The following is a 21384-nucleotide window of genomic DNA, read 5'->3' on the forward strand; positions in this document are numbered from 1 at the left end:
AAGGAATCTGTCATGAGCGAATCCATCAAGCACCTCGCCGACGCCGAGGCGGGCGAGTCCAACACACCTGGCTATTCACGCTTCAAGCGCTGGGGCCTTGCGTTGCTCGCGGCCGTCATCGCAGGCCTGGGCCTGGCACTGCTGCTGTTGCCCGTGCCCAGCGCGAACGCACAGACGCGCGGCGAGCTGCGCATCGGCTATCAGAAGTCGGCCAGCCTCTTCGTGCTGCAGAAAGCGCAGGGCACGCTGGAGAAAAAGCTCGCTCCGCAGGGCTTCAGCGTGAAGTGGGTGGAGTTTCCGGCAGGCCCGCAACTGCTGGAAGGCCTGAATGTGGGCGCGGTCGACGTCGGTTACGTGGGTGAAGCACCACCCATCTTTGCGCAGGCTGCAGGCGCGCAGTTCGTCTACTTTGGTTTCGATCCTGCCGCGCCGCGCGCCGAAGCCATCCTGGTCACCAAGGACTCGCCGATCAAGTCGGTGGCAGAACTCAAGGGCAAGAAGGTGGCGCTCAACAAGGGCAGCAACGTGCACTACCTGCTGGTCAAGCAACTGGAAAAACACGGTCTGAAGATCACCGACATCGAACCCGTCTACCTGGCGCCGGCCGACGGGCGTGCCGCCTTCGAGAGCAAGCGCGTGGACGCGTGGGTGATCTGGGATCCGTTCCAGGCCGCCGCCGAGAAGGCCACCGGAGCCCGCGTGCTGGCCGACGGCACCGGCGGCGTGGTCAACAACTACCAGTACTACCTGGGCGCGCGCAACTTCGTGACCAGGAACCCCAAGGTCATCGAGGCACTGTTCGCGGACTCCGTGGAGCAAGGCATCTGGCTCAAGAAGAACCTGCGCCAGGCCGCCGAACTCATCGCTCCCCTGCAAGGCCTGCCGGTGGAGGTGGTGGAACTCGCCCTGCAACGCTACGAATTCAACGTCAAGCCGATCACGCCCGCCGTGGCCGCCGACCAGCAAAAGATCGCCGACACCTTTTTCGATCTCAAGCTGATCCCCAAGGCGATCAAGGTCAGTGAAGCGGTGGTGGTTTCGCAGCCCTGATCGACGCCAACGAAGGAGAAACACCATGTCCAACACCATCCAACGGTCCGTGTCTCGCCGCAGCGTTTTCAAGCTGCTGGCCGTGACCGCCACCGTCTGGGGCATCGCGGCGACCCAGGCGCGCGCCCAGACCAACCCAGGTCCCGCGCTCCTGCGCATCGGCTACCAGAAGTCGGCGGCCAACCTCGTGATCATCAAGCAGCAGGGGTGGCTGGAACAGCGCCTGCCCAACACCAAGGTGAGCTGGATCGAGTTCCCCGCCGGCCCACAACTGCTCGAAGCGCTGGCAGTGGGTGCACTCGAATTCGGCCTGACGGGTGACTCGCCGCCGGTGTTCGCCCAGGCCGCGGGCAAGGACCTGCTCTACGTGGGTGCAGAACCGCCCAAGCCCGACAGTTCGGCGCTTCTGGTGCTGGGCGATTCACCGCTCAAGACACTGCCGGACCTCAAGGGCAAAAAAATCGCGGTGCAGAAGGGATCGAGCGCGCACTACCTGCTGGTGCGCGCGGTGGACAAGGCCGGCCTGCAATGGAACGACATCCAGCCGATCTACCTCACGCCTGCCGATGCGCGCGCCGCGTTCGAGCGCCGAAGCGTGGACGCGTGGGCGATCTGGGACCCGTTCTACGCCGCCACCGAACTCGCCATCCGGCCGCGGGTACTCGCAACCGGCAGGGAATTGGCCAGCAACAACTCGTTCTACCTCGCCTCTCGAGCGTTCGCCACCGAGCACACCGCCACGCTGCTCGCACTGTTCGAGGAGCTCACGCGGGCCGATCGCTTTGTGCAGCAGAAGCGACCTGAGGCCATCAAGCTGATCGCCGACTTCAGCGGGCTCGATGCGGGTGTGGTCAGTCTGTTCCTGCAGCGTCGGCCGCCGTCGCCAGTGGGGCCATTGAGCGCCGCCACGGTGGCAGACCAGCAACGCGTTGCCGACGCTTTTCACCGCCTGGGCCTCATTCCCAAACCCGTTCTGGTCGCCGAGATCGTCTGGCGGCCCGACTTCTCGCGAAAGAGCGTGTCATGAAGATCTTCTGGTTCATCCCCACGCACGGCGACAGCCGTTACCTGGGCACCGCCCAAGGCGCCCGCGCGCTCAGCCACGCTTATCTCAAGCAGGTAGCCCAGGCCGCCGACAGCCTGGGCTACGAGGGTGTTCTGATTCCCACGGGCCGTTCGTGCGAAGACCCATGGGTGGTAGCCGCCAGCCTGCTGCCCGTGACGCAGCGGCTCAAGTTCCTGGTGGCCGTGCGCCCCGGCCTGCACCAGCCGGCGCTCGCTGCGCGCATGGCGGCCAGCTTTGATCGACTCTCGGGAGGGCGCCTGCTGGTCAACCTGGTGACCGGTGGCGACCGGGCCGAGCTCGAAGGCGATGGTGTGTTCCTGGACCATGAACAGCGCTACGAACAATCGGCCGAGTTCATCCGCATCTGGCGCGAGATCCTGGCGCGCAGCCACGAAGGCGAGCCCTACGATTTCGAGGGCAAGCACCTGCAGGTGAAAGGCGCCAAGCTGTTCTTCCCGCCGCTGCAGCATCCGTATCCACCGGTGTATTTCGGCGGCTCTTCCGAGGCGGCGCACGAGCTGGCCGCCGAACAGGTGGACGCCTACCTCACTTGGGGCGAGCCACCGGCCGACGTGGCGAAGAAGGTGGCTGACGTGAAGGCGCGCGCTGCCCGACATGGAAGAACGGTGAAGTTCGGCATCCGCCTGCACGTCATCGTGCGCGAGACCGACGCCGAAGCCTGGGCGGCCGCCGACTCACTCATCAGCAAGCTCGACGACGACACCGTGATCCGCGCGCAGGCCGCATTCTCGAAGATGGACTCCGAAGGCCAGCGCCGCATGGCTGCCCTGCATGCGGGAGGCAAGAAGCGCACGCGAGGCGATCTCGAGATCAGCCCCAACCTGTGGGCCGGCGTGGGCCTCGTGCGCGGTGGAGCCGGCACTGCGCTGGTGGGCGATCCGCAGACCGTGGCCGCGCGCATCCAGGAGTACGCCGAACTGGGGCTGGAGAACTTCATCTTCTCCGGCTACCCGCACCTGGAGGAGGCCTACCGCTTCGCCGAACTGGTGTTCCCGTTGCTGCCACGCGCGCTGCAGCAGACGTTGCCCGGACCCACCTTGAGCGGGCCTTTCGGGGAAGCGGTGGCCAATGTGTTCGTGCCACGCGTATCGCAAAGCTGAGGAGTCTGGCGCTATGACCTTGTCCCAGACTTTCCGCGAGGCACCGGTGACGCCGGTGCCCGACACCATCGACGCGCCCGGTTGGGGTTTCCTGCCTCTGCCCGTTTGGGGCGGTGCAGTCACCCGCTTGCTGCGCGCCGTCTCACAGCGCGCCCTGCCCTGGCTCGTCCCCTTGATGTTGGTGTCCTCATGGCAGTTGGCGTCCACATTCGGCTGGCTCTCCTCACGCGTGCTGCCCGCACCGCTGGAAGTGGTCACGGCATTCTGGACGCTCGCACTCTCTGGCGAACTGTGGACGCACGTGCAGGTGAGCGCAGGCCGCGCCCTGCTGGGACTGGCCATTGGGGGCGGCTTGGGCTTGCTGCTGGGCCTGCTCACGGGATCGGTTCGGTTGTTCGAAACCCTGCTGGATTCCAGCATCCAGATGGTGCGCAACATCCCCGCACTGGCTCTGATCCCGCTGGTGATCCTCTGGTTCGGCATCGACGAGGCCGCCAAGCTCTTCCTGATCTCGGTGGCGGTGTTCTTCCCGATCTACCTCAACACCTTCCACGGCATCCGAAACGTCGACCCGGGCCTGATCGAGATGGGCCGCACCTACGGCCTCTCACGCTGGGGCCTTTACACGCAGATCATCCTTCCGGGCGCGCTCTCCTCCATCCTCGTGGGTCTGCGGTTTTCCCTCGGCCTGATGTGGGTGATCCTGATCGTGGCCGAGACCATCTCGGCGCAGGCCGGCATCGGCTACCTCACGATGAACGCGCGCGAGTTCCTGCAGACCGACGTGGTGCTCGTGGGCATCCTGCTCTACGCTGCCCTTGGCAAGCTCGCCGACGTGTTCGCGCGTGGCCTTGAAGCCTATTGGCTGCGCTGGCACCCGGGCTACCAGGGAGGCAAGGCATGAACGCAAGAACCGACGTCCGGGCTGGCGTGCGCGTGCAGCTGCAGCAACTGAGCAAGCGATACGGTGAACGCGAAGTGCTGCGAAACAACCAGCTCACCATCGAGCCCGGCGAATTCGTCGCCATTGTGGGCCGCAGCGGTTGCGGCAAGAGCACGCTGCTGCGGCTGATCGCTGGACTGGAGCGGCCCAGTGGTGGCGAATTGCTGCTGGATGGCCAGCGCGTGAACGGGCTGCACGATGACACCCGCATCATGTTCCAGGATGCTCGCCTGCTGCCCTGGAAGCGCGTGCTCGACAACGTTGCATTAGGGCTGCCGAAAGCTGGAAAGAAGGATGCCGAAGCCGTGCTGGGCCAGGTGGGCCTGGGCGACCGACTGGGCGACTGGCCGGCCAAGCTCTCCGGTGGCCAGCGCCAGCGCGTATCGCTCGCGCGGGCCCTGGTGCATCGTCCGCAACTGCTGCTGCTCGACGAGCCGCTGGGCGCACTCGATGCGCTTACCCGCATCGAGATGCATGAACTCATTGAAGGCCTCTGGAAGCGCCACGGATTCACCGCCCTGCTGGTGACCCACGACGTGCAGGAAGCCGTGGCCCTGGCCGACCGCGTGATCCTCATTGAAGACGGCGCCGTCGCACTCGACGAGCGGGTGCCGCTGGCACGCCCCCGCTCTCGTGGCGACGCCGAGTTCGCTGCGATCGAGAAACGCATCCTCGACCGGGTGCTGCAGGTGCCCAACCTCGACACGCCGTCCAGCGATGCGGCCTGGCCCCCATCTCCCGCCCATGCCTTGCGCTGGGCTATCTGAACCCCTTCACCTTCCCAACTTCACAAAGGAAACTCACGTGTCCATTCAAGCCATCAATGTCCGCAACCAGTTCAAAGGCAAGGTCAAGGAAATCATCAGGGGCGACGTGGTCTCCGAAGTCGATGTCGAGACGCCATGGGGCATCGTCACCTCCGTCATCACCACGCGTTCGGTCACCGACCTCAATCTGCAGATCGGGTCTGAAGTGGTCGCGCTCGTGAAGTCCACCGAAGTCTCGATCGCCAAGCTCTGAAGAGGGGACCACGATGACGACAGACTTGAGGATCGTCGCGCTGTTGCTGCTGGGCGGGGCTGCACACGCCCAGACCACCGACTTTCAGGCTCGCGCCTGGGCCGCTTCCTGCGCGGCCTGCCATGGCACCGCCGGCAAGAGCAACAGCGCCATTCCGTCCATCAACGCCCAGGACAAGCAGGTGCTGCTGACCAAGCTGCTGGCCTACAAGCGCGATCAATTGCAGGCCACCGTGATGCACCAGCACGCCAAAGGCTACAGCGATGCCGAGCTGGAACGCCTGGCCGATCACTTTTCACGCCAACCGGAATAACGGGCAGGAGACATGGACATGACCCACATCAACCGCAGGCGCCTGCTCGCCGCCGCCGGCGGCACCGCCGTGGCCCTGGCCCTGCCCGGCTGCGCCACCACCGCCACCACACCCAAGGCCCGCGTGGTCGTGATCGGTGGCGGCTTCGGCGGTGCCACTGCCGCCAAGTACATCCGCCAGTGGGCGCCCGAGATCGAGGTGGTGCTGGTCGAACGCGACGCGGCCTTCGTCTCCTGCCCCTTGAGCAACCTGGTGCTGGGCGGCAGCGAGAAGATCGAGAACCTGACCACCGGCTACGGCACCCTTCAGAGCAAGTACGGCGTGCGCGTGGTGCGCGACGAAGCCACCGCCATCGATGCCGAAAAGCGTGAACTGCGCCTGGCACGCGGCGAGACGTTGAAATACGACCGGCTGATCCTCTCGCCGGGCGTGGACTTTCTCTACGACCTGGTCCCCGGCCTGCAGACCAGCGACGCGCAGCAGCGCGTGCTGCATGCCTGGAAGGCGGGCCCGCAGACCGTGGCGCTGCGCAAACAACTCGAAGCCCTGCCCGATGGTGGCGTGTACGCGCTGCACATTCCCAAGGGCCCGTACCGCTGCCCGCCCGGCCCCTACGAGCGTGCCGCACAGGTCGCCTCGTATTTCAAGCAGTTCAAGCCGCGCTCCAAGGTGCTGGTGCTCGACGCCAACCCGGACATCGTTTCCAAGAAGGCGCTGTTCGTCAAAGCCTGGACGGACCGCTATCCCGGCATCGTCGACTACCGGCCCAACAGCGAACTGGTGCGCGTGGACGCCGCCACGCTGAGCATCGAGACCAGCTTCGAGACGATCAAGGCCGGTGTGCTCAACGTGGTGCCGCCCCAGCAGGCCGGCCGCATCGCGCGCACGGCTGGCCTCGTGCAACCCACGGGGCGCTGGGTGGGCGTGAACTTCCAGAGCTTCGAATCTCAGGCCGTTCCGGGCATCCATGTGCTGGGCGACGCCACGGCGTCTGCGCCCGGCATGCCCAAGTCCGGCTTCATGGCCAACAACCACGGCAAGGTGGCGGCCGACGCGGTCATAGCGCTCATCCAGGGACGCGCGGTGAACCCCGAACCCATCATTGCCAACACCTGCTACAGCTTCGTGAGCGACACCGATGTGGTGCACGTGGCCTCGGTGCACAAATGGAACGCCGAGCAGAAGACGCTGGTGCCGGTGCAGGGCGCTGGGGGCCTCACGCCCACGGCCAATGCACTCGAGGGCCAGTACGCGAGATCCTGGGCGAAAAACATCTGGGCCGACGCGTTGCTGTGAAACGCGTCGGCCCATCCCCATGGGTTCGCACTCACCGACGCTGTTTGTCGAACTTTCGCCAGTAAGAAAACTCCTCTTCGTGCACCTCGAAATCCAGGTCAGAGACCCTGGCCTGGATGCGTTCCTGCGCATCGGCGACACCCTTGTTGTAGATGCTCGGTCCGATTTCTTCGAGGACGAAGCCCAGCAGGCCGCTGGCGGCGACGTTGCCGATCTTCTCTTCCATGTTTTCGCGGAAGTAGCGCTCGATCGAGGCGATCGCCTGGGCTCGGTCTTCCTTGGTGAGTTCGATGGTCATCGTGATCAGACCTCAGGATGTGAAAGTGAAAATCACTATAGCTTCGGCGCGAGCGGCACGCCTGAGGCAAACTCGGCGGCTTCGCTGTATCCATCTCCCATCCACAATCAGGAATCAACATGCCCAAGGCCTACTGGATCTCCACCTACCGTTCCGTCAGCGACCCGGCCGCCCTGGCCGAATACGCCAAGCTTGCCGGCCCCGCGCTGCAGGCGGCAGGCGGGCGTTTCCTGGCGCGCGGCATGCCGGCGCAGGTGTACGAGGCCGGCGTGCAGCAGCGTGCGGTGCTGATCGAGTTCGACAGCGTGGCGCAGGCGATTGCGGCGCACGACACCCCCGAGTACCACGCGGCGCTGGATGCGCTGGGGAATGGTGCCGACCGCGACATCCGCATCGTCGAAGGCGTGGCCTAACCGCTCAAGCTCGCCGGACCTTTGAGTTCGATCACATTGCCGTCGGGGTCGGTGAAGTAGAGCGAAAGCCCATCGCCTTCAGCCCCGAAGTTCGTCGAGGCTGCGCCCCGGGGCACAACGCCATGAGTGGCGAGATGCCGGACGATGGCCTCTTCGTCGAACGGCTCCACGCGCAGGCAAAGGTGGTCGACGTTGCGACCTTCTGCAGCGGGCCCGGCGCCACCCGCGCGCCCCAGCGTGCCATCGATCGCCACCAGGTCGACCATCGAAGCACCCGCGCGGATGTGGACCAGGCCCAGATCGGGTCTGCGCCGTGCAACCTGGCAACCCAGCACGGCTTCGTAGAACGCAACGCTGACGTCCAGATCGCGAACGCGGAAGACCAGATGGTCGATGCGCTCGACAGAAAATGGAGGCTCCGTTGTCATGGGCCACCCACGAATGCGAACCCCAGTGCGTCCGTCAGCACCTGCGGAACGATGCCATTGTGGGTGCCGGAATAGGAACGACCCACGAACACCAGATGGGCGTAGTTGCGCTGCGTGATCGCAGCGGCGTAGTCGAGGTTGGATGTGTAGTTGCCCTGGCTGGCGTACGAGAGATGCAGCCGCACGGGCAACGCGCTCTGAGCAGCCGCGTAATCCCGCTCCCAGGCGAACGCGGTGGTCGACATGCAACTGATCGAAGATTCGCTCGCCAGGTAGGCCTTGAAGGAGTGCTGGCCAGGCGTTTGGGAGAACATCGCATACAGCACGAAACTGCCGCCGTGCGAGTGGCCGAACAACGCACGCTGGTCAGGGTCGCCCCCGAAGTTGCCTTCCACGTAGGGAATCAGTTCCTGGCGAATGAAATTGAAGTACGCGGCGTTGCCCCCGCCGTTGGGCGTGCAGCTGTTGCCGGGAACGAAGTCCCGCGCGCGTTGACCTGCCGTGCCGATGCCGACAATGATCACGCGCTGACGTGTGGACTCCGCCATGCCCACGAGGGTGTCGAACCAGCTCTCGCCGTCGAGCACATAGAGCACGGGCAGGCCACTGAGAGGCCCGGCGCTGGCGGGCGGCAGGTAAATGTTGAGCGGGTAGTCGGTCCGGGTCGCGCTCGACCGGATGATCCGGGACTCAAGGCTTCCCTCCCTGGCGGGCGCGTCACCGTCTCCGCCACCACCGCCGCAGCCCGCGAGCAGGAAAACAGTCAGCACCAGTGCGAGGAATCTGGAGAAAGGTCGCATGGCGCAGCACTCACGCGGGATTGAACGCAACGATCTCGCCGTTGATGCGCTTCAGAACCAGGATGTTGTTGGCCATTCGCACGTCGTTGCAAGTGGCCGTGCCTTGGATGTCCGTGCAGAGCTGACCATCCTTGACCGACCACTTTCCACTCAGGTTCGCGCCGGTGGTGACGTTCACGAAGATGTAGCCGTTGGACTTGAAGTCGTAGCGCAAGCCGACCCCGTTGGCGTATTTCGAGGTGAACACCTTGCCTTCCAGAAACTGCCGAAGTTCGGCGGATGTGGGTGCCGTGGCTCCCTCGGGGAACTCCGCTGCGTGGGCGAGCATGGCGGCGGACAAGAGCATCAGCGCAGCAAAAAACTTCTTCATGATTCCTCCAAGTGGGTGTCAGCGAAATCCTGGGCTTTGGCGGAGTGCAGTGTACGATCCGGCGCAATTCCACTTCCATCGCAGCGGCCGGCCTCTTCGAGCGGGCTCAAGCTTGCCCGCCATGCCGCTCACCCCTCTGCTGGCCGCAGAACTCGCGCCACGCCAGCTGCTCGGCAGTTTCGCCGCTGCCCTCATCCTCTACCTGCTCGTGGGCATCATGACGCTGTCGATCGCGGCCATGGTGTATGCGGGACCGCTGGCGACGCTGCTGCCGCAGGCCCTGGGCGGCATCCTCGTGGGCGTGGCACTGCTGGTGGCGGTCATCAGCCTCTTTGCGGCCTGGGGTGGAACCATCGGTACGACGCAGGACGGGTCGGGCGTGATCCTCGCGCTCGGCGCGGCCGCAGCCGCTGCGGCCATGCCGGCCGCAGCGCCCGATGTGCTCGCCGCGACGGTGTCGACCCTGCTGCTGCTGGCGACCCTCGCCTTCGGCGGCCTGTGCCTGCTGCTCGGCAGTTTCGGCCTGGGCACCCTGGTGCGCTACCTGCCGATGCCGGTGATCGGCGGCTTCCTGGCCGGCACGGGATGGCTGCTGGTGGTCGGCGGAATCGGCGTGGCCGCGCAGGCCAGCTTCGGGTGGTCGCTGCTGGAGCCTGGCGCTGCCTTTCGCTGGCTGCCGGCGCTGGTGCTGGGCGCCGTGATGCTGATGGCTGTGCAGGTCGGTCGCCACGGGGCGCTGCTGGTTGCGATCAGCGTGCTGGCCACGTTGCTCTTCTACGCCGTCATGGGCTTCGGCTTTGATCGCTCGGCCTCGCAGCTGGCAGAGGCCGGCTGGTTGCTTGGGCCGTTCCCGGAGCAACTGCAATGGCACATGCCGCTGGCTCCGCACACGCTGGCCACCGTGGACTGGGGTGTGCTGATGGCAGCGCTGCCCACGACCGCGCCCGCGATCCTCATCGGTGCGCTGGCGCTGATGCTGAGCACCAGCGCACTCGAACTCGTGATCCAGCGCGACCTGCCGACCGACCATGAGCTGCGCGTGCAGGGCATGGCGAACATCGCGTGCGCTTGCGCTGGCGGCCTGATCGGCTACACCGCCATCAGCGTCACCAGCATCGGCCATGCGCTGGCTCCTGCGCGCCGCCTGCCTGGCCTGCTGCCCGCCCTGATGCTGCTGGCCACCGCGTTGCTCGGCGCCGCGGCCATCGCCGCCGTGCCGCGCTTCGTCGTGGGTGGCCTGCTGGTGTGCATCGGGCTGGCGCTGCTGCAGGAATGGCTGCTGCAGGCCCGGCGAGGCATGGCGCGCGGCGACTATGCGGCCATGCTGGCCATCTTTGCGGTCATCGTCGCCACCAACTTCCTGTGGGGCATCGCATTCGGCCTGCTGGCCGCCACGGTGCTGTTCGTCGTCAACTACAGCCGCATCAACGTCGTGCGGCATGCGCTGGACGGCCGCAGCGCCCACAGCCGCGTGCAGCGCGGCGAGCGTCAACGCCTGCTGCTGCAGCAGCAAGCCCATCGGCTGCGGGTCTTCAAGCTTCAAGGCTTCGTCTTCTTCGGCAGCGCCAGCGCGCTGGTCGACCGCCTGGGGAGCCAGCTCACACCGCGCACCCGGTTCGTGCTGCTCGATTTCGAGCACGTGTCCGGACTCGACTCGACCGCGCTGACCTGTTTCACCAAGCTCCGCCGCCGCGCGGAGCTGCTGGGCGCCGAGCTGGTGCTGGCGGGATTGAGCCCGCAGCTGGAGCGGCCCTGGAAGCAGGCGACAGATGGGCCGCCGCTGCCGATCTTCCCGGACCTCGATCACGCCATCGAATGGTGTGAGGAGCGCCTGCTCCTTGAAGCGGAGGCTGGCCACACCGCACCACCAGACGCCGCCATGGCGTCTCTGCGCGAGCAACTGCTGGCGGTGCTGCCAGATGCCGTGGCGGTCGACGCCCTGCTCCTGCACACCACCCCCCGAGCCCTCAACGCAGGCGAGACGCTGCTGCGCCAGGGCGATGCGCCCGACGCGCTGTTCATCGTCGAGGCCGGGCGGCTGACGGCCTGCCTCACGCGAGGGGCCGATCAGCCACCACTTCGGCTGGAATCGATGTGCGCCGGCGCGCTGATCGGAGAGATCGGTTTCGTGCTGGACCGCCAGCGCAGCGCCGATGTGATCGCCGATGTCGACAGCCGCGTGCGGGTGCTGGACCGAGCGACCTGGGAGCGGTTGACCGCTGACGATCCGCTGCTGGCGCGAACGCTCGGCAGCCTGCTGCTGCGCCTGCTGGCACAGCGCACGCTGCGTCTCACCGACACGGTGGATGCGCTGCAGCGTTGAGCACCCAGCGCGCCGCGGTGGCTAGGGCGCTGCCGGCACCACGCGCAAGAGCCGTCCACTGGGGCTGTCGGTGAGCAGGTAGAGGGCACCGTCGGGTCCGGCGCGCACATCGCGGATGCGTTCGCCGAGTTCCAGAAACAACACCGCCTGCGGCCCGGGCGCGCCGCCCGACAGCGGGACGCGGCGCACGCTGCGCTCCTTGAGCGCTGCCACGAACAGGCTCCCGCGCCACGCCGGAAACAGCGCACCGTCATACCAGGTGAGCCCGGCTGGTGCAATGGAGGGCGTCCATTCCACCAGGGGGGGCTGGATGCCCGGCAGGCGTTGATACGGCGTGATGCGCGCGTAGGTGTAGTCGATCCCGCCGGTGGTGACGGGCCAGCCGTAGTTGGCCCCGGGTTCGATGCGGTTGAGTTCGTCGCCGCCGCGGGAGCCGTGCTCGTGCGAGTAGGCCACGCCGTTCACCACCACCATGCCCTGCGGATTGCGGTGCCCCTGGCTGTAGATCTCGGGTCGCGCGTCCTTGCGCGCCAGAAACGGGTTGTCATTCGGGACGCTCCCGTCGGCCCCGATGCGCATCATCTTGCCCAGGTGCGTATGAAGCCGCTGCGCGTCCGTGCGTTCAAGGTTGCCGTCGCCCATGCCGAACAGCACGCTGCCGTCCGGCAGCCAGGCCATGCGGCCACCGAAGTGCTGGGTGTCGGTCTTGGCCGGTTCCGAAGTGAAGATGGGCTTGACCTGCTGCAACTGCCGGCCATCGAACCGTGCGCTCACCACGCGCAGGTGGTTCGCCTCCGGCGTTCCGTGCGCAAACGACAGCAGCACCCGGCCATTGGTGTCAAAAGCAGGGTCCACCACCACATCGAACAGACCGGCCTGGCCGCGGGCCAGCACCGGCGGCACGCCCGCCACCGGCTCGGGCCGAAGTTGCGCACGGCCATCAGGGCCGGGCTCGATCAGCCGAAGCCGGCCCGGGCGCTCCGTGACCAGCATTCGCCCGCCGGGCAGGAAAGCCAGGGACCAAGGGTGCTCAAGCCCGCTGGCCACGGTCTCGACCCGGTAGTTGGCGGCCTGCGCAGGCATCACGCATGCAAGGGCAACGGCAAGAAAGGCGGCGAAGTAAAACATAATTTGCCGATTATGAAAGACACCAACGCCATCGAACGCCCGCGTCGCCGCTGGACGTCGCACCTGATGCCCCTGCTGCTCGCCCTGCTGCTGGCGGCCCTCTGGGGTTCCGTGGTGCAGACGCAATGGAACCTGAACGCCCTGACCGCGCTGGGCCTGGAGATTCCTTGGACCGACCGCCTGCGCACGACCTGGCAGGACCTCGGCGGTTTTGCGCCGGTCTACGCCGGCATCCTTGCTGCCGGATGGCTGCCGGCGCTGGCCCTTGCGGCACTTCTGGCACGCTGGTTGCCTGAAGCCAGGGCGACGCTGCTGGCCGCGGCGGCGGGCGTCGGCATGGTGGCGGCCATCCGCGCCGTGGACGCCGTGGCCCCCATGCCGGTGTTCATCGACGCCACACGCCACCTGCCCGGCCTGCTGGCCATGGCCAGTGGCGCGGTGCTGGGCGGACTGCTCTATGCCCGGCTCACATCGCGCCGTTGACCCTGTTCCGCAAAGCCCACTGCCCCACGATGAAAACCATTGACGAGATGCTGCACCTGGCCTTGCTCACACCCGAGCAGCACCACGACATCAGCGCCTGGATTGCGCGGGCCGACTCACCGGAAGACATCCTGAAAATGCCGCCTCCGTTGTGGCAGGCCGTGGAACGGGCGAGCGCGGTGATGGGCATCGACGACGACCTGGTCAGGCCGCCTTCGCTGGATGCGGATGACCTGATTGGCGGCTGAAAGCCGTCAGGTGCTCAGGCGCGGCGGCATGCGTTGGATGCCTCGCCGTAGCTGGCCTCCACATCGAGGCGATCGTTCGCCTCCAGCACCCCTTCTCGCGCACCCGACACGATCATGTCGGCATGGCGTTGCAGGCGGGCCATGTCTTCGGGGTTCCTCACATGGCTTGCCACCTGCGCAATGGCCTCCAGCATGCGGATGCACACCGCCGGGTTGGCGCGCGAGTTCTGGCGGATCTGGTTGAACGCCGCATCCAGGATGCCCGGGAAGTCGGGCCCTGGTGCCACCAGCCGCAGGCGGCCCTGGGCATCGAGCCGGTGGGGTGAAGGCAAGTCGCGCTGTGCCAGGCGGCAAAGCGCCGAACCGAGGCGATCCACACAGGCAATGGCGGTGAAGGGGTCGTTGATGCCTGGAGACAGGGCGCGCACGGCGATCTCCACCAGCTGCAGAAACGAGAACTCCACATCCTGCGTCGACGTTCGCTGGTTGCCCACCACGAACGCAGTGCGCACCTTCTCGGCCAGCGCGTCGTTGACCCGATCGCCCGGCCAGACCATCACCATCGCCCGTCCCCACACGAGGTAATGGCCGGGTCGGCGCTCCAGCCTGAGCTGCAGGTCCTCCTCACAGGCGAGCGTCATCAGCGCATCCGCATCGATGAGCTGGAGGTACCCGTCAACGGCCGAACCGACCGCGCGAGCCTGGTGATCGAAGTCTTGTGGCAGGCCCGCCTCTGGCGTTGCGCTCGACGATTCGGGCGCGGGCCTGCCCAGCGGGCCGGGAAACAAGTGGTCGATGCCTTCGTCGATCTCCGTACCCACGCGCGCCACCACTTCGTCGGCCTGAATCGACACCGACACATGGTGGATGAAGTAGATGAGCACGCCCATGCTCACCATGGCCAGCAGCACGCCGATACCCACCGCGAGATGCGGCACGAAGGCCGTCTCGTCAGCGCGACGGATGGTGCGCAACACCAGCAGGCAGTAAACGAAGGTGGCCACGAACGTGCCCAGCACGACCTGGTTGATCGTGTCTCGCATGAAATTGCGCAGAAGCCGGGGGCCCAGTTGCGAGGACGCCAGCGACAGCACCACCAGCGTCATCGAGAAGACGGTGCCGGCAATTGCGATCATCGAACCGGCCACCGTGCCCAGCAGGAGACTGGCGCCTTCCGCACCGCCGCCGTAGCTCCAGCCCAACCCGATCAGCCAGTCTTCGGTGGTGGATTCGTCGAGAGCGACGGCACCCAGGGCCAGAGCCGTGGCGGCTAACGCCATGGCGGCCGGCACGAACCAGAAACTGGAACGCACACGATCCCAGTATTTGAGGAGCAGTGCTTTCAAAACTTCCCGATCATCTGGGTGCCCTGGAAGCGACAAAGCCCGGCGAGAACCGGGCTTTGTCATTGAACTGGGTGGGGTGGCTGATGGGACTCGAACCCACGACAACAGGAATCACAATCCTGGACTCTACCAACTGAGCTACAGCCACCGCAAGTGCGAGATTATAGCCCGATCGATTGAGGCCGCTGGCTCAGCGCGCTGCCGTGCTCACCGCAGCGGGCTCGGGCACGAGGATGCGCACCTTGAAGCGCTCCTTGAGCGATTCGACATACGCCTCGTTCTCGGCGGATGCCCACCACTGGTTGTACTGCTGCACTTCCTGCATCAGTTGCTGGGCGTTGCGTGCATCGCGCGCAAGCACCTTTTCCACCTTCACCACGGCATAGCCCTCCTCGCCCAGGCTCACGCCGGTCCAGGCGGGCAGTGATTTGGGATCGGTGCTCAGGGCGGCAGTGAGCACGGGTTGCATCAAACCCTGCGGGTTTTCACGAGAGACCACCAACGGTGCGCCCAGGCCCGTGTCTGCGCCACCGGCCTTCCACGCCTGCAGGCGCTTCTCGCCCTCCTCGCGCGCCAGTTCTGTCGCGCGCTGCGCCACCAGACGCTCACGCACCTGTTCACGCACCTCCGCCAGCGGAAGCGTGCGCGCGGGCATGTGCTGCACGACGCGCGCCGAGGCGAGCTGCGAGGAACCCGTTTCGATGGCTTCGGTGTTGCGCTTCTTCTCGATGCCATCGGGTGAGAAAAGCGCACCAAGAAGGCGATCGCTGGCCAGCGCGCCCGTGGCGCCCGGCAGCGGCTGCCGTTGTACGCCCCTGGCGGTGCGGATCTCGAGCTTGAGGCGCTCAGCGGCCGGCTTCAAGCTGTCGGCCTGCTCGTACACCAGGTTGCTGAAGGTCTCTGCCGCTTCAGCGAATTGCTTCTGCGCCTGCTGCTGCTTCAGCTCGGTCTCGATTTCCGCGCGCATGGACTCGAAGCTCCGCTGGGGCGGCGCCTTGATGTCGCTCAGCTGGATGATGTGAAAACCGAATTCGGTTTCAACCAGGTCGGAGATGTCGCCCTTGTTCAGCGAGAACACCACATCTTCGAAGGGCTTGACCATGGCGCCGCGCGCGAAGAAATCGAGGTCACCACCGTTGGCCGCCGAACTCGGGTCTTGCGACTGCGCCTTGGCCACGTCGGCAAAGGAGGCCGGTGCCTTGCGCACTTGTTCCAGCAGGGCCTCTGCGCGCTGGCGCACTTCGGCCTTCTGTTCCGGCGTGGCGCCTGCGGCCACGCTCAACAGGATGTGCCGCGCGCGCCGTTCCTCGGTGCCCGCCAGCCGCCCTGCGTTCTGGTCGTAATAGGCGCGCACGTCCGCCTCATTGAGGGCTGTGGCTTTCTGCAGGGCTGCTGCGTCGAGCACGAGGTATTCGATGTCGGCCTGTTCGGGTGCCTGGAACATCGCGCCGTTCGCGCTGTAGAAAGCTTCGATCTCGGCATCGGTCGGCTTGACCTGAGAAGCGAAGTCACGAGCAGCAAACCGGGCAAGACGTACTTCGCGTCGCTCGAAGAATGCGTTGAGCGACACATTGGCCTGCGCCAGCGGCGTGAAGCCGGAAGCAAGGATGCCCATTGACACCTGGCGTTGCGACAGATCGGCGCGAACGCTCGCTTCGAAAGCTTCAGGCGTGAGGCCCTGGCGCGCCAGCAACTGGCGGTAGGCCTCGACGTCGAGCGTGCCATCAGGGCGGCGCAGGGTGGCGATCGTCTCGTTCTGCTGCAGCTCGCGAGCCAGCCGTTCGTTGCTGGTGTAGAGGTGAAGCTTGCCGGCGGCGGCGGCCAGCAGACGCTCACGCACCAGGCGTTCCAGCGTGGCATAACGCGCGCCTTCGCTGTCGAGCATGGCGGCATCGATCGAAGGCATGGCCTGGCGCAGCCGTTGCGACTCCTGCTGGTGGGCCATGTCCCATTCGGTCTTGGTGATGTCCTTGCCGTCCACCGTGGCCACCACGGCACCACCTTCGTTGAGGCGGGTGTAACCCTCGATGCCGAACAACACGAAGGACGGAATGATCAGGATCATCAAGAAGCCCATGAGGTACTTCTTGTGATTGCGGATGGTATCGAACATGCCTTGAGCCCTGCTTCATCAAAAACCGGCGCCCTGGAGAGGTGCCGGCGGAGACAACAAAAAAGGCGAACCCGGGTTCGCCTTTTCGATGGTGGTGGGTGCTGACGGGGTCGAACCGCCGACCTACGCCTTGTAAGGGCGCCGCTCTACCGACTGAGCTAAGCACCCCACCGGAAAACCGGCGTGATCATTCAGTTCAGCGCATCCTTGAGTGCCTTGCCCGGGCGGAACTTCGGCACTTTGGCGGCCTTGATTTTAATCTCGGCGCCGGTGCGGGGGTTGCGGCCCTTGCGAGCGGGGCGCTTGGTCACGGCAAAGGAACCGAACCCGACGAGCGACACCGTGCCGCCCTTCTTCAACGTGGTGCGAATCGCGGTGATGGTGGAATCCAGCGCACGCGTCGCAGCAGCCTTCGAGATATCAGCGTGCTTGGCGATGTGTTCGACGAGTTCTGTTTTATTCACAAATAGCCCCTCTTGAAATGGAAAGAATGTTTCGTGATGACGGGTTTTTTCCGGAGACGGCGGGCGGGCCGCGGGCAAAAAACCTGATCGCTCTGAACCGCAGGACGTTGCCAGAATCATGACAAACGCTGGGTGATTAGACCCACTGGGCACGACCCCTGTCAATACGTGAGGGGGCCCTTTCCATCCGTGGCGGCGCAAGAGGCGAGATTCTAGACGCTTTCAACTCCACCCCCACCGCGGGCTACAAAATGTCGCAATCGCGACGCCCGGCTGCACGCCAGGCATTACGAAGCGATGACCTCGGCAATGGCACGGCCGACGTCGATGGTGCTGGCCTTGCCGCCAAGATCGGCCGTCCGCGGTGCGCCGCTTCCAGGCTGCAACACCGCCTCGATGGCATGCATGATCGCGTCGTGCGCATCGCGATGACCGAGGAAGTCGAGCATCATCGCGCCGCACCAGATCTGTCCGATCGGGTTGGCAATGCCCTTGCCCGCGATGTCGGGCGCCGAACCGTGCACCGGCTCGAACAGCGAAGGATGTTGTCGCGTGGGGTTGAGGTTGGCGCTGGGCGCAATGCCGATGGTGCCGGTGCACGCAGGCCCCAGGTCGCTCAGGATGTCGCCAAACAGGTTGCTGCCCACCACCACATCGAAGAAGTCCGGCCGCTGCACGAAGTGCGCGGTCAGGATGTCGATGTGGAACTTGTCCACCTTCACGTCGGGATACTCTGTGGCCATTTCGGCGACTCGCTCATCCCAGTAGGGCATGGTGATGGCGATGCCGTTGGACTTCGTCGCACTGGTCAGGTGCTTCTTGGGGCGCGACCGTGCCATCTCAAACGCGTAGCGCAACACCCGGTCCACGCCCACCCGGGACATGACGGTTTCCTGGATCACGATCTCGCGCTCGGTCCCGGCGTACATGCGACCGCCCACACTGGAGTACTCACCCTCGGTGTTCTCGCGCACGATGACCATGTCGATCTCACCCGGCGCGCGAGGGCTGCCGTCGCGCCGCACCACGGGCGCCGTCACACCCGGCATCAGCCTGGCGGGCCGGATGTTGACGTACTGGTCGAACTCGCGGCGAAACATCAGCAACGAGCCCCAGAGAGACACGTGGTCCGGAACCTTGTCGGGCCAGCCCACCGCACCAAAATAGATCGCGTCGTGGCCGCCGATCTGTTCCTTCCAGTCGTCGGGCAGCATCTTGCCGTGACGCTCGAAGTAATCGCAACTGGAAAAATCGAAGTGATCGAACTGCAGGCCGATGCCGAGTTTCGTGGCGATGGCCTCCAGCACGCGAAGGCCTTCGGGCATGACTTCGGTTCCGATGCCGTCTCCGGCAATGACGGCGATGCGGTGTGCACTCATGGTTGCTCCTGGGCAAGCGGTTGAAAAAAGGAAAGGGCTTCCTGGGTGAGGCGCTCAGGCGCCTCTTCTGCGATGTAGTGGCCACAAGGCAGGCTGTGTCCGCTCACCCTGGCGGCGCGCTCGCGCCACAGGGAAAGCACGTCAAAACAGCGGGCCACCGTGCCGTGCTCGCCCCAGAGCACGCGCAATGGGGTGTGCAGCATGCGCCCGGCCGCGACGTCTGCCCGGTCGTGCTCCAGGTCGACGGTGGCGCTGGCCCGGTAGTCTTCGCAGATCGATGACGCGCTCCCGGGCAGCGCTGCGCAGCGCTCATATTCCCCCAGCGCAGCCGCATCAAATGGCGAGAGCCCCGCATGGCGGCTGCCCATCACGCTGCGCACGTAGCGGGCGGGATCGGATTCGATCAATGCCTCGGGCAGCGGCGGGGGCTGGATCAGGAAGAACCAGTGCCAGTACGCCCGCGCGAACGCGTCTCCAGTCAGTTCGTACATGGCGAGCGTGGGCGCAATGTCGAGCAGCATCAGACGGCGCACCGCAGCCGGATGGTCCTGGCAGAGCCGATGCGCCACGCGCGCACCACGATCATGGGCGAGCACATCGAAGCGTTCAAAGCCGTGATGCGCCATGACGGCCATCGCATCGCGCGCCATCTCTCGTTTGCTGTGCAGCACATGGGCGGCATCGGGCGAAGGCCGGGCGGAGTCGCCGTAACCGCGCAGATCCATCAGCACCAGCGTGAAATGCTCCGCCAGCACGGGGGCAACGCGGTGCCACATGACCATGGTCTGAGGGTGTCCGTGCAGCAGCAAGAGCGGCGGCCCGCTGCCACCGATGCGCGTGTGCAGGGCAACGCCATCGCGACACACGGTGTGGGAATCCAATCCGGTCAACATGGTCTCCAGCATAGCCTGCAAGACGGCAATAATGTGGCAATGCATTATTTCTCCTGGGGAATCAATTGGACCGAGCTGATCTGGAACTCGTGATGGCGGTCCGGCAGCAGGGCAGCCTGGTCCTGGCCGCCCGCACGCTGCGCATCGCGCCGTCGGCCGTCACCAAGCGGCTGGCAGCGCTGGAGGCGCGCCTGGGCCTGCGCCTGTTCCAGCGCACCACGCGGCGCGTGAGCCCCACGCCCGAGGGCGAGACGCTTTGCGATCGGGCGGTCCACCTGTTGCGTGCGTTCGACGAGGTGGAGGCCGAGTTGCGCGAGCGCCAGACCGAACCCGCCGGACCGATCCGTCTGGCCGCCACGTTCGGGTTCGGTCGCCTGTGGGTGGGGCCGGCACTGGCTGCATTCCAGGCGCGTCATCCCGGCATTCAGGTGCAACTGCAGCTCACCGAGCAATTGCCCGATCTGGCGGTGGAGGGCTTCGACGGTGCCATCTGGTTGTGGAACGCACCCAGTGAGCGGGCGTCCGAATGGGTGGCACGCCGGCTCGCCAGCAACCAGCGGGTGCTGGTGGCCGCACAGCGGTACCTGGACCTGCACGGCACGCCAAGAACGCTGCAGGACTTGGCGGCGCACATCTGCCTGGTCGTGCGCGAGAACGGCGGCGGACCGGGCCAGCGTTTCGATCACTGGCGACTGCGTCGCGCAGGCGAGGCGCAGGTCAAGCATGTGCCGGTCAGTGGGCCGCTGTCCAGCAACTCCGGTGAGCTCGTGCGCGACTGGTGCCTCGCGGGCCACGGCATCATGCTGCGCAGCCTGTGGGACATTGCGCCTCAACTCGCCAGTGGAAATCTGGTGCGCGTGCTGCCGTCCTACGCCATGCCGGAAGCCGACGTCCACTGGCTGGCACCCTACCGGCCTCAGACGCCTCGTCGCATCCGGTTGCTGGTGGACTTTCTGGCGGAGAGTTTCCGCAAGGAACCCTGGAAGCGCGTCAGCGTGCCGAGCGCACCACCAGCGCCACGCCGAACGCGGTGAGCGCCGTTCCTGCCAGAGTGACCGCGGTGATGGGCTCTGCAAACAGCAACCAGGCAATCAGCGCCGTGCAGGGTGGCACGAGGTACATGAGGCTGGTCACCGATGCCGCGGCGCCACGCTGGATGAGCATGTACAGCAGGGAGCTGCCGCCCAGCGTGAGCCCCAGCACCGACCATGCCATGGCGCCGATGAGCTCGCCGTTCCAGTTCATGGCCTCGGCTTCGAGCAGCGTGAGGGGCAGCGTGACCAGCAGCGCCGCCAGCAGTTGCACCGCGTTGGCGGTGCGGACATCGCAGGCGGCGACAAAGCGCTTCTGGTAGAGCGTGCCGATCGTGATGGCGAACAACGCCATCACCGCAAAGGAGAGGTTGAGCCAGTTGGCCTGGTCGCCCGGACCGCCGGCGCCAAACTTGCGCGACACCACCAGCACCAGACCGGTGAAGCCCAGCAGCAGGCCCAGCCACTGGCGCTTGCTCACCTTCGAGCCTGTGCCCGACAGCCAGATGGCGGTGAGCACGGGTTGCAGGCCCACGATGAGCGACGAGAGGCCTGAACCCATGCCGGCCTTCACCGCCGCCCACACGCCACCCAGGTAACCCGCGTGCATGAGCACCCCGGTGATCGCCAGGTGGAACCACTGGGCGCGGCTGGTGGGCCACTTCACGCCCGCGAGAAAGATCCAGGGCAGGAAACACAGGATGGACAAGGCGTAGCGAACCGCCAGGAACTTCATGGGCGGCGCATGCGGCATGCCGTAGCGCGCCACGATGAAGCCGGTGCTCCAGATCAGCACGAACACCCAGGGCATGGCGCGCAGCCAGGCGTTGTCTTGCACAGGCGAGTTCATGGAATCGC

General features: G+C 65.9%; 24 protein-coding genes and 2 tRNA genes. 13 read left to right on the forward strand and 13 right to left on the reverse strand.

The window, feature by feature from the left end; all coding sequences use genetic code 11:
- The first annotated feature begins 12 nt into the window (after nt 1-12).
- Genes ACTIEY_RS12195 through ACTIEY_RS12230 form a run of 8 tightly spaced genes read left to right on the forward strand, consistent with a single transcriptional unit; the run spans nt 13 to nt 6809 of the window.
- Nucleotides 13-1050 (forward strand): sulfonate ABC transporter substrate-binding protein, encoded by a 1038-nt coding sequence (locus ACTIEY_RS12195; protein WP_439519367.1) that lies wholly within the window; start codon nt 13-15, stop codon nt 1048-1050.
- Between the two features lie 25 nt (nt 1051-1075).
- Nucleotides 1076-2077, forward strand: a complete 1002-nt coding sequence (locus ACTIEY_RS12200) for a sulfonate ABC transporter substrate-binding protein (RefSeq protein ID WP_439519368.1) — start codon at nt 1076-1078, stop codon at nt 2075-2077.
- A complete protein-coding gene (ssuD, locus tag ACTIEY_RS12205; RefSeq protein WP_439519369.1) occupies nt 2074-3237 on the forward strand; it encodes an FMNH2-dependent alkanesulfonate monooxygenase in 1164 nt (387 codons plus the stop codon). The genes ACTIEY_RS12200 and ssuD overlap by 4 nt, the downstream gene beginning before the upstream one ends.
- A gap of 13 nt (nt 3238-3250) precedes the next feature.
- Nucleotides 3251-4141: an aliphatic sulfonate ABC transporter permease SsuC gene (gene ssuC, locus ACTIEY_RS12210; protein WP_439519370.1), complete on the forward strand. Its 891-nt coding sequence runs from the start codon at nt 3251-3253 to the stop codon at nt 4139-4141.
- On the forward strand, nt 4138-4947 hold the full coding sequence (locus ACTIEY_RS12215; protein ID WP_439519371.1) for an ATP-binding cassette domain-containing protein: 810 nt from the start codon (nt 4138-4140) through the stop codon (nt 4945-4947). Before ssuC ends, ACTIEY_RS12215 begins: the two co-directional genes overlap by 4 nt.
- Before the next feature lie 37 nt (nt 4948-4984).
- On the forward strand, nt 4985-5200 hold the full coding sequence (locus ACTIEY_RS12220; RefSeq protein ID WP_439519372.1) for a TOBE domain-containing protein: 216 nt from the start codon (nt 4985-4987) through the stop codon (nt 5198-5200).
- Nucleotides 5201-5213: 13 nt separating this feature from the next.
- Complete coding sequence (locus ACTIEY_RS12225; RefSeq protein ID WP_439519373.1) at nt 5214-5513, forward strand: c-type cytochrome; 300 nt, start codon at nt 5214-5216, stop codon at nt 5511-5513.
- A 27-nt stretch (nt 5514-5540) separates the two neighbouring features.
- Nucleotides 5541-6809: an FCSD flavin-binding domain-containing protein gene (locus ACTIEY_RS12230; protein WP_439519449.1), complete on the forward strand. Its 1269-nt coding sequence runs from the start codon at nt 5541-5543 to the stop codon at nt 6807-6809.
- 31 nt (nt 6810-6840) lie between these two features.
- On the opposite strand, the gene ACTIEY_RS12235 is transcribed toward ACTIEY_RS12230, so the two are convergent.
- Nucleotides 6841-7107 carry a DUF2164 domain-containing protein gene (locus ACTIEY_RS12235; RefSeq protein WP_439519374.1) on the reverse strand — a complete coding sequence of 89 codons (267 nt, stop codon included), beginning with the start codon at nt 7105-7107 and terminating at the stop codon, nt 6841-6843.
- Nucleotides 7108-7226: 119 nt separating this feature from the next.
- On the opposite strand from ACTIEY_RS12235, the gene ACTIEY_RS12240 reads away from it, so the two are divergent.
- Complete coding sequence (locus ACTIEY_RS12240; protein ID WP_439519375.1) at nt 7227-7520, forward strand: DUF1330 domain-containing protein; 294 nt, start codon at nt 7227-7229, stop codon at nt 7518-7520.
- Here ACTIEY_RS12240 and ACTIEY_RS12245 read toward each other — a convergent pair.
- From ACTIEY_RS12245 to ACTIEY_RS12255, 3 genes are read right to left on the reverse strand one after another with little or no spacing between them, the layout of a single operon-like run.
- Nucleotides 7517-7948, reverse strand: coding sequence for a VOC family protein (locus ACTIEY_RS12245; RefSeq protein ID WP_439519376.1), 432 nt, complete (start codon nt 7946-7948; stop codon nt 7517-7519). The two genes, ACTIEY_RS12240 and ACTIEY_RS12245, sit on opposite strands and share 4 nt — an antisense overlap.
- Entirely contained in the window at nt 7945-8718 is a 774-nt protein-coding gene (locus tag ACTIEY_RS12250; protein WP_439519377.1) for an alpha/beta hydrolase, read from the reverse strand. Before ACTIEY_RS12250 ends, ACTIEY_RS12245 begins: the two co-directional genes overlap by 4 nt.
- A 40-nt stretch (nt 8719-8758) precedes the next feature.
- Entirely contained in the window at nt 8759-9118 is a 360-nt protein-coding gene (locus ACTIEY_RS12255) for a hypothetical protein (RefSeq protein ID WP_439519378.1), read from the reverse strand.
- 121 nt (nt 9119-9239) lie between these two features.
- Between ACTIEY_RS12255 and ACTIEY_RS12260 the strand changes: the two genes are divergently transcribed.
- The gene (locus ACTIEY_RS12260; RefSeq protein ID WP_439519379.1) at nt 9240-11441 is read left to right on the forward strand and encodes an SLC26A/SulP transporter family protein; all 2202 of its coding nucleotides are present in this window, start codon (nt 9240-9242) and stop codon (nt 11439-11441) included.
- Nucleotides 11442-11462: 21 nt separating this feature from the next.
- Here the strand turns inward: ACTIEY_RS12260 and ACTIEY_RS12265 are convergent, their stop codons facing one another.
- Nucleotides 11463-12569: a PQQ-dependent sugar dehydrogenase gene (locus ACTIEY_RS12265; protein ID WP_439519380.1), complete on the reverse strand. Its 1107-nt coding sequence runs from the start codon at nt 12567-12569 to the stop codon at nt 11463-11465.
- 12 nt (nt 12570-12581) lie between these two features.
- Here ACTIEY_RS12265 and ACTIEY_RS12270 point away from each other — a divergent pair, with 12 nt between their 5' ends.
- Nucleotides 12582-13052 carry a hypothetical protein gene (locus ACTIEY_RS12270; RefSeq protein ID WP_439519381.1) on the forward strand — a complete coding sequence of 157 codons (471 nt, stop codon included), beginning with the start codon at nt 12582-12584 and terminating at the stop codon, nt 13050-13052.
- A 29-nt stretch (nt 13053-13081) separates the two neighbouring features.
- Nucleotides 13082-13300, forward strand: coding sequence for a hypothetical protein (locus ACTIEY_RS12275; protein ID WP_439519382.1), 219 nt, complete (start codon nt 13082-13084; stop codon nt 13298-13300).
- Between the two features lie 14 nt (nt 13301-13314).
- Here the strand turns inward: ACTIEY_RS12275 and ACTIEY_RS12280 are convergent, their stop codons facing one another.
- The 7 genes from ACTIEY_RS12280 to ACTIEY_RS12310 all read right to left on the reverse strand — a co-directional run bounded on the left by ACTIEY_RS12280 (nt 13315) and on the right by ACTIEY_RS12310 (nt 19495).
- Complete coding sequence (locus tag ACTIEY_RS12280) at nt 13315-14646, reverse strand: DUF2254 domain-containing protein (RefSeq protein ID WP_439519383.1); 1332 nt, start codon at nt 14644-14646, stop codon at nt 13315-13317.
- 72 nt (nt 14647-14718) lie between these two features.
- Nucleotides 14719-14794 (reverse strand) — tRNA-His (locus ACTIEY_RS12285).
- Between the two features lie 42 nt (nt 14795-14836).
- Nucleotides 14837-16759 carry a SurA N-terminal domain-containing protein gene (locus tag ACTIEY_RS12290; RefSeq protein ID WP_439519384.1) on the reverse strand — a complete coding sequence of 641 codons (1923 nt, stop codon included), beginning with the start codon at nt 16757-16759 and terminating at the stop codon, nt 14837-14839.
- Nucleotides 16760-16851: 92 nt separating this feature from the next.
- Nucleotides 16852-16927 (reverse strand) — tRNA-Val (locus ACTIEY_RS12295).
- A 23-nt stretch (nt 16928-16950) separates the two neighbouring features.
- On the reverse strand, nt 16951-17223 hold the full coding sequence (locus ACTIEY_RS12300; RefSeq protein WP_066158910.1) for an HU family DNA-binding protein: 273 nt from the start codon (nt 17221-17223) through the stop codon (nt 16951-16953).
- Nucleotides 17224-17510: 287 nt separating this feature from the next.
- Complete coding sequence (locus ACTIEY_RS12305; RefSeq protein WP_439519385.1) at nt 17511-18602, reverse strand: tartrate dehydrogenase; 1092 nt, start codon at nt 18600-18602, stop codon at nt 17511-17513.
- On the reverse strand, nt 18599-19495 hold the full coding sequence (locus ACTIEY_RS12310) for an alpha/beta fold hydrolase (protein WP_439519386.1): 897 nt from the start codon (nt 19493-19495) through the stop codon (nt 18599-18601). The genes ACTIEY_RS12305 and ACTIEY_RS12310 overlap by 4 nt, the downstream gene beginning before the upstream one ends.
- Nucleotides 19496-19560: 65 nt before the next feature.
- On the opposite strand from ACTIEY_RS12310, the gene ACTIEY_RS12315 reads away from it, so the two are divergent.
- Nucleotides 19561-20529 carry a LysR family transcriptional regulator gene (locus ACTIEY_RS12315; protein ID WP_439519387.1) on the forward strand — a complete coding sequence of 323 codons (969 nt, stop codon included), beginning with the start codon at nt 19561-19563 and terminating at the stop codon, nt 20527-20529.
- Here the strand turns inward: ACTIEY_RS12315 and ACTIEY_RS12320 are convergent.
- Nucleotides 20486-21376 carry a DMT family transporter gene (locus ACTIEY_RS12320; protein WP_439519388.1) on the reverse strand — a complete coding sequence of 297 codons (891 nt, stop codon included), beginning with the start codon at nt 21374-21376 and terminating at the stop codon, nt 20486-20488. The genes ACTIEY_RS12315 and ACTIEY_RS12320 overlap by 44 nt on opposite strands.
- Between the last annotated feature and the right edge of the window lie 8 nt (nt 21377-21384).

This window comes from Hydrogenophaga sp. (assembly GCF_051858985.1).
Classification (GTDB): Bacteria; Pseudomonadota; Gammaproteobacteria; order Burkholderiales; family Burkholderiaceae_C; genus Hydrogenophaga.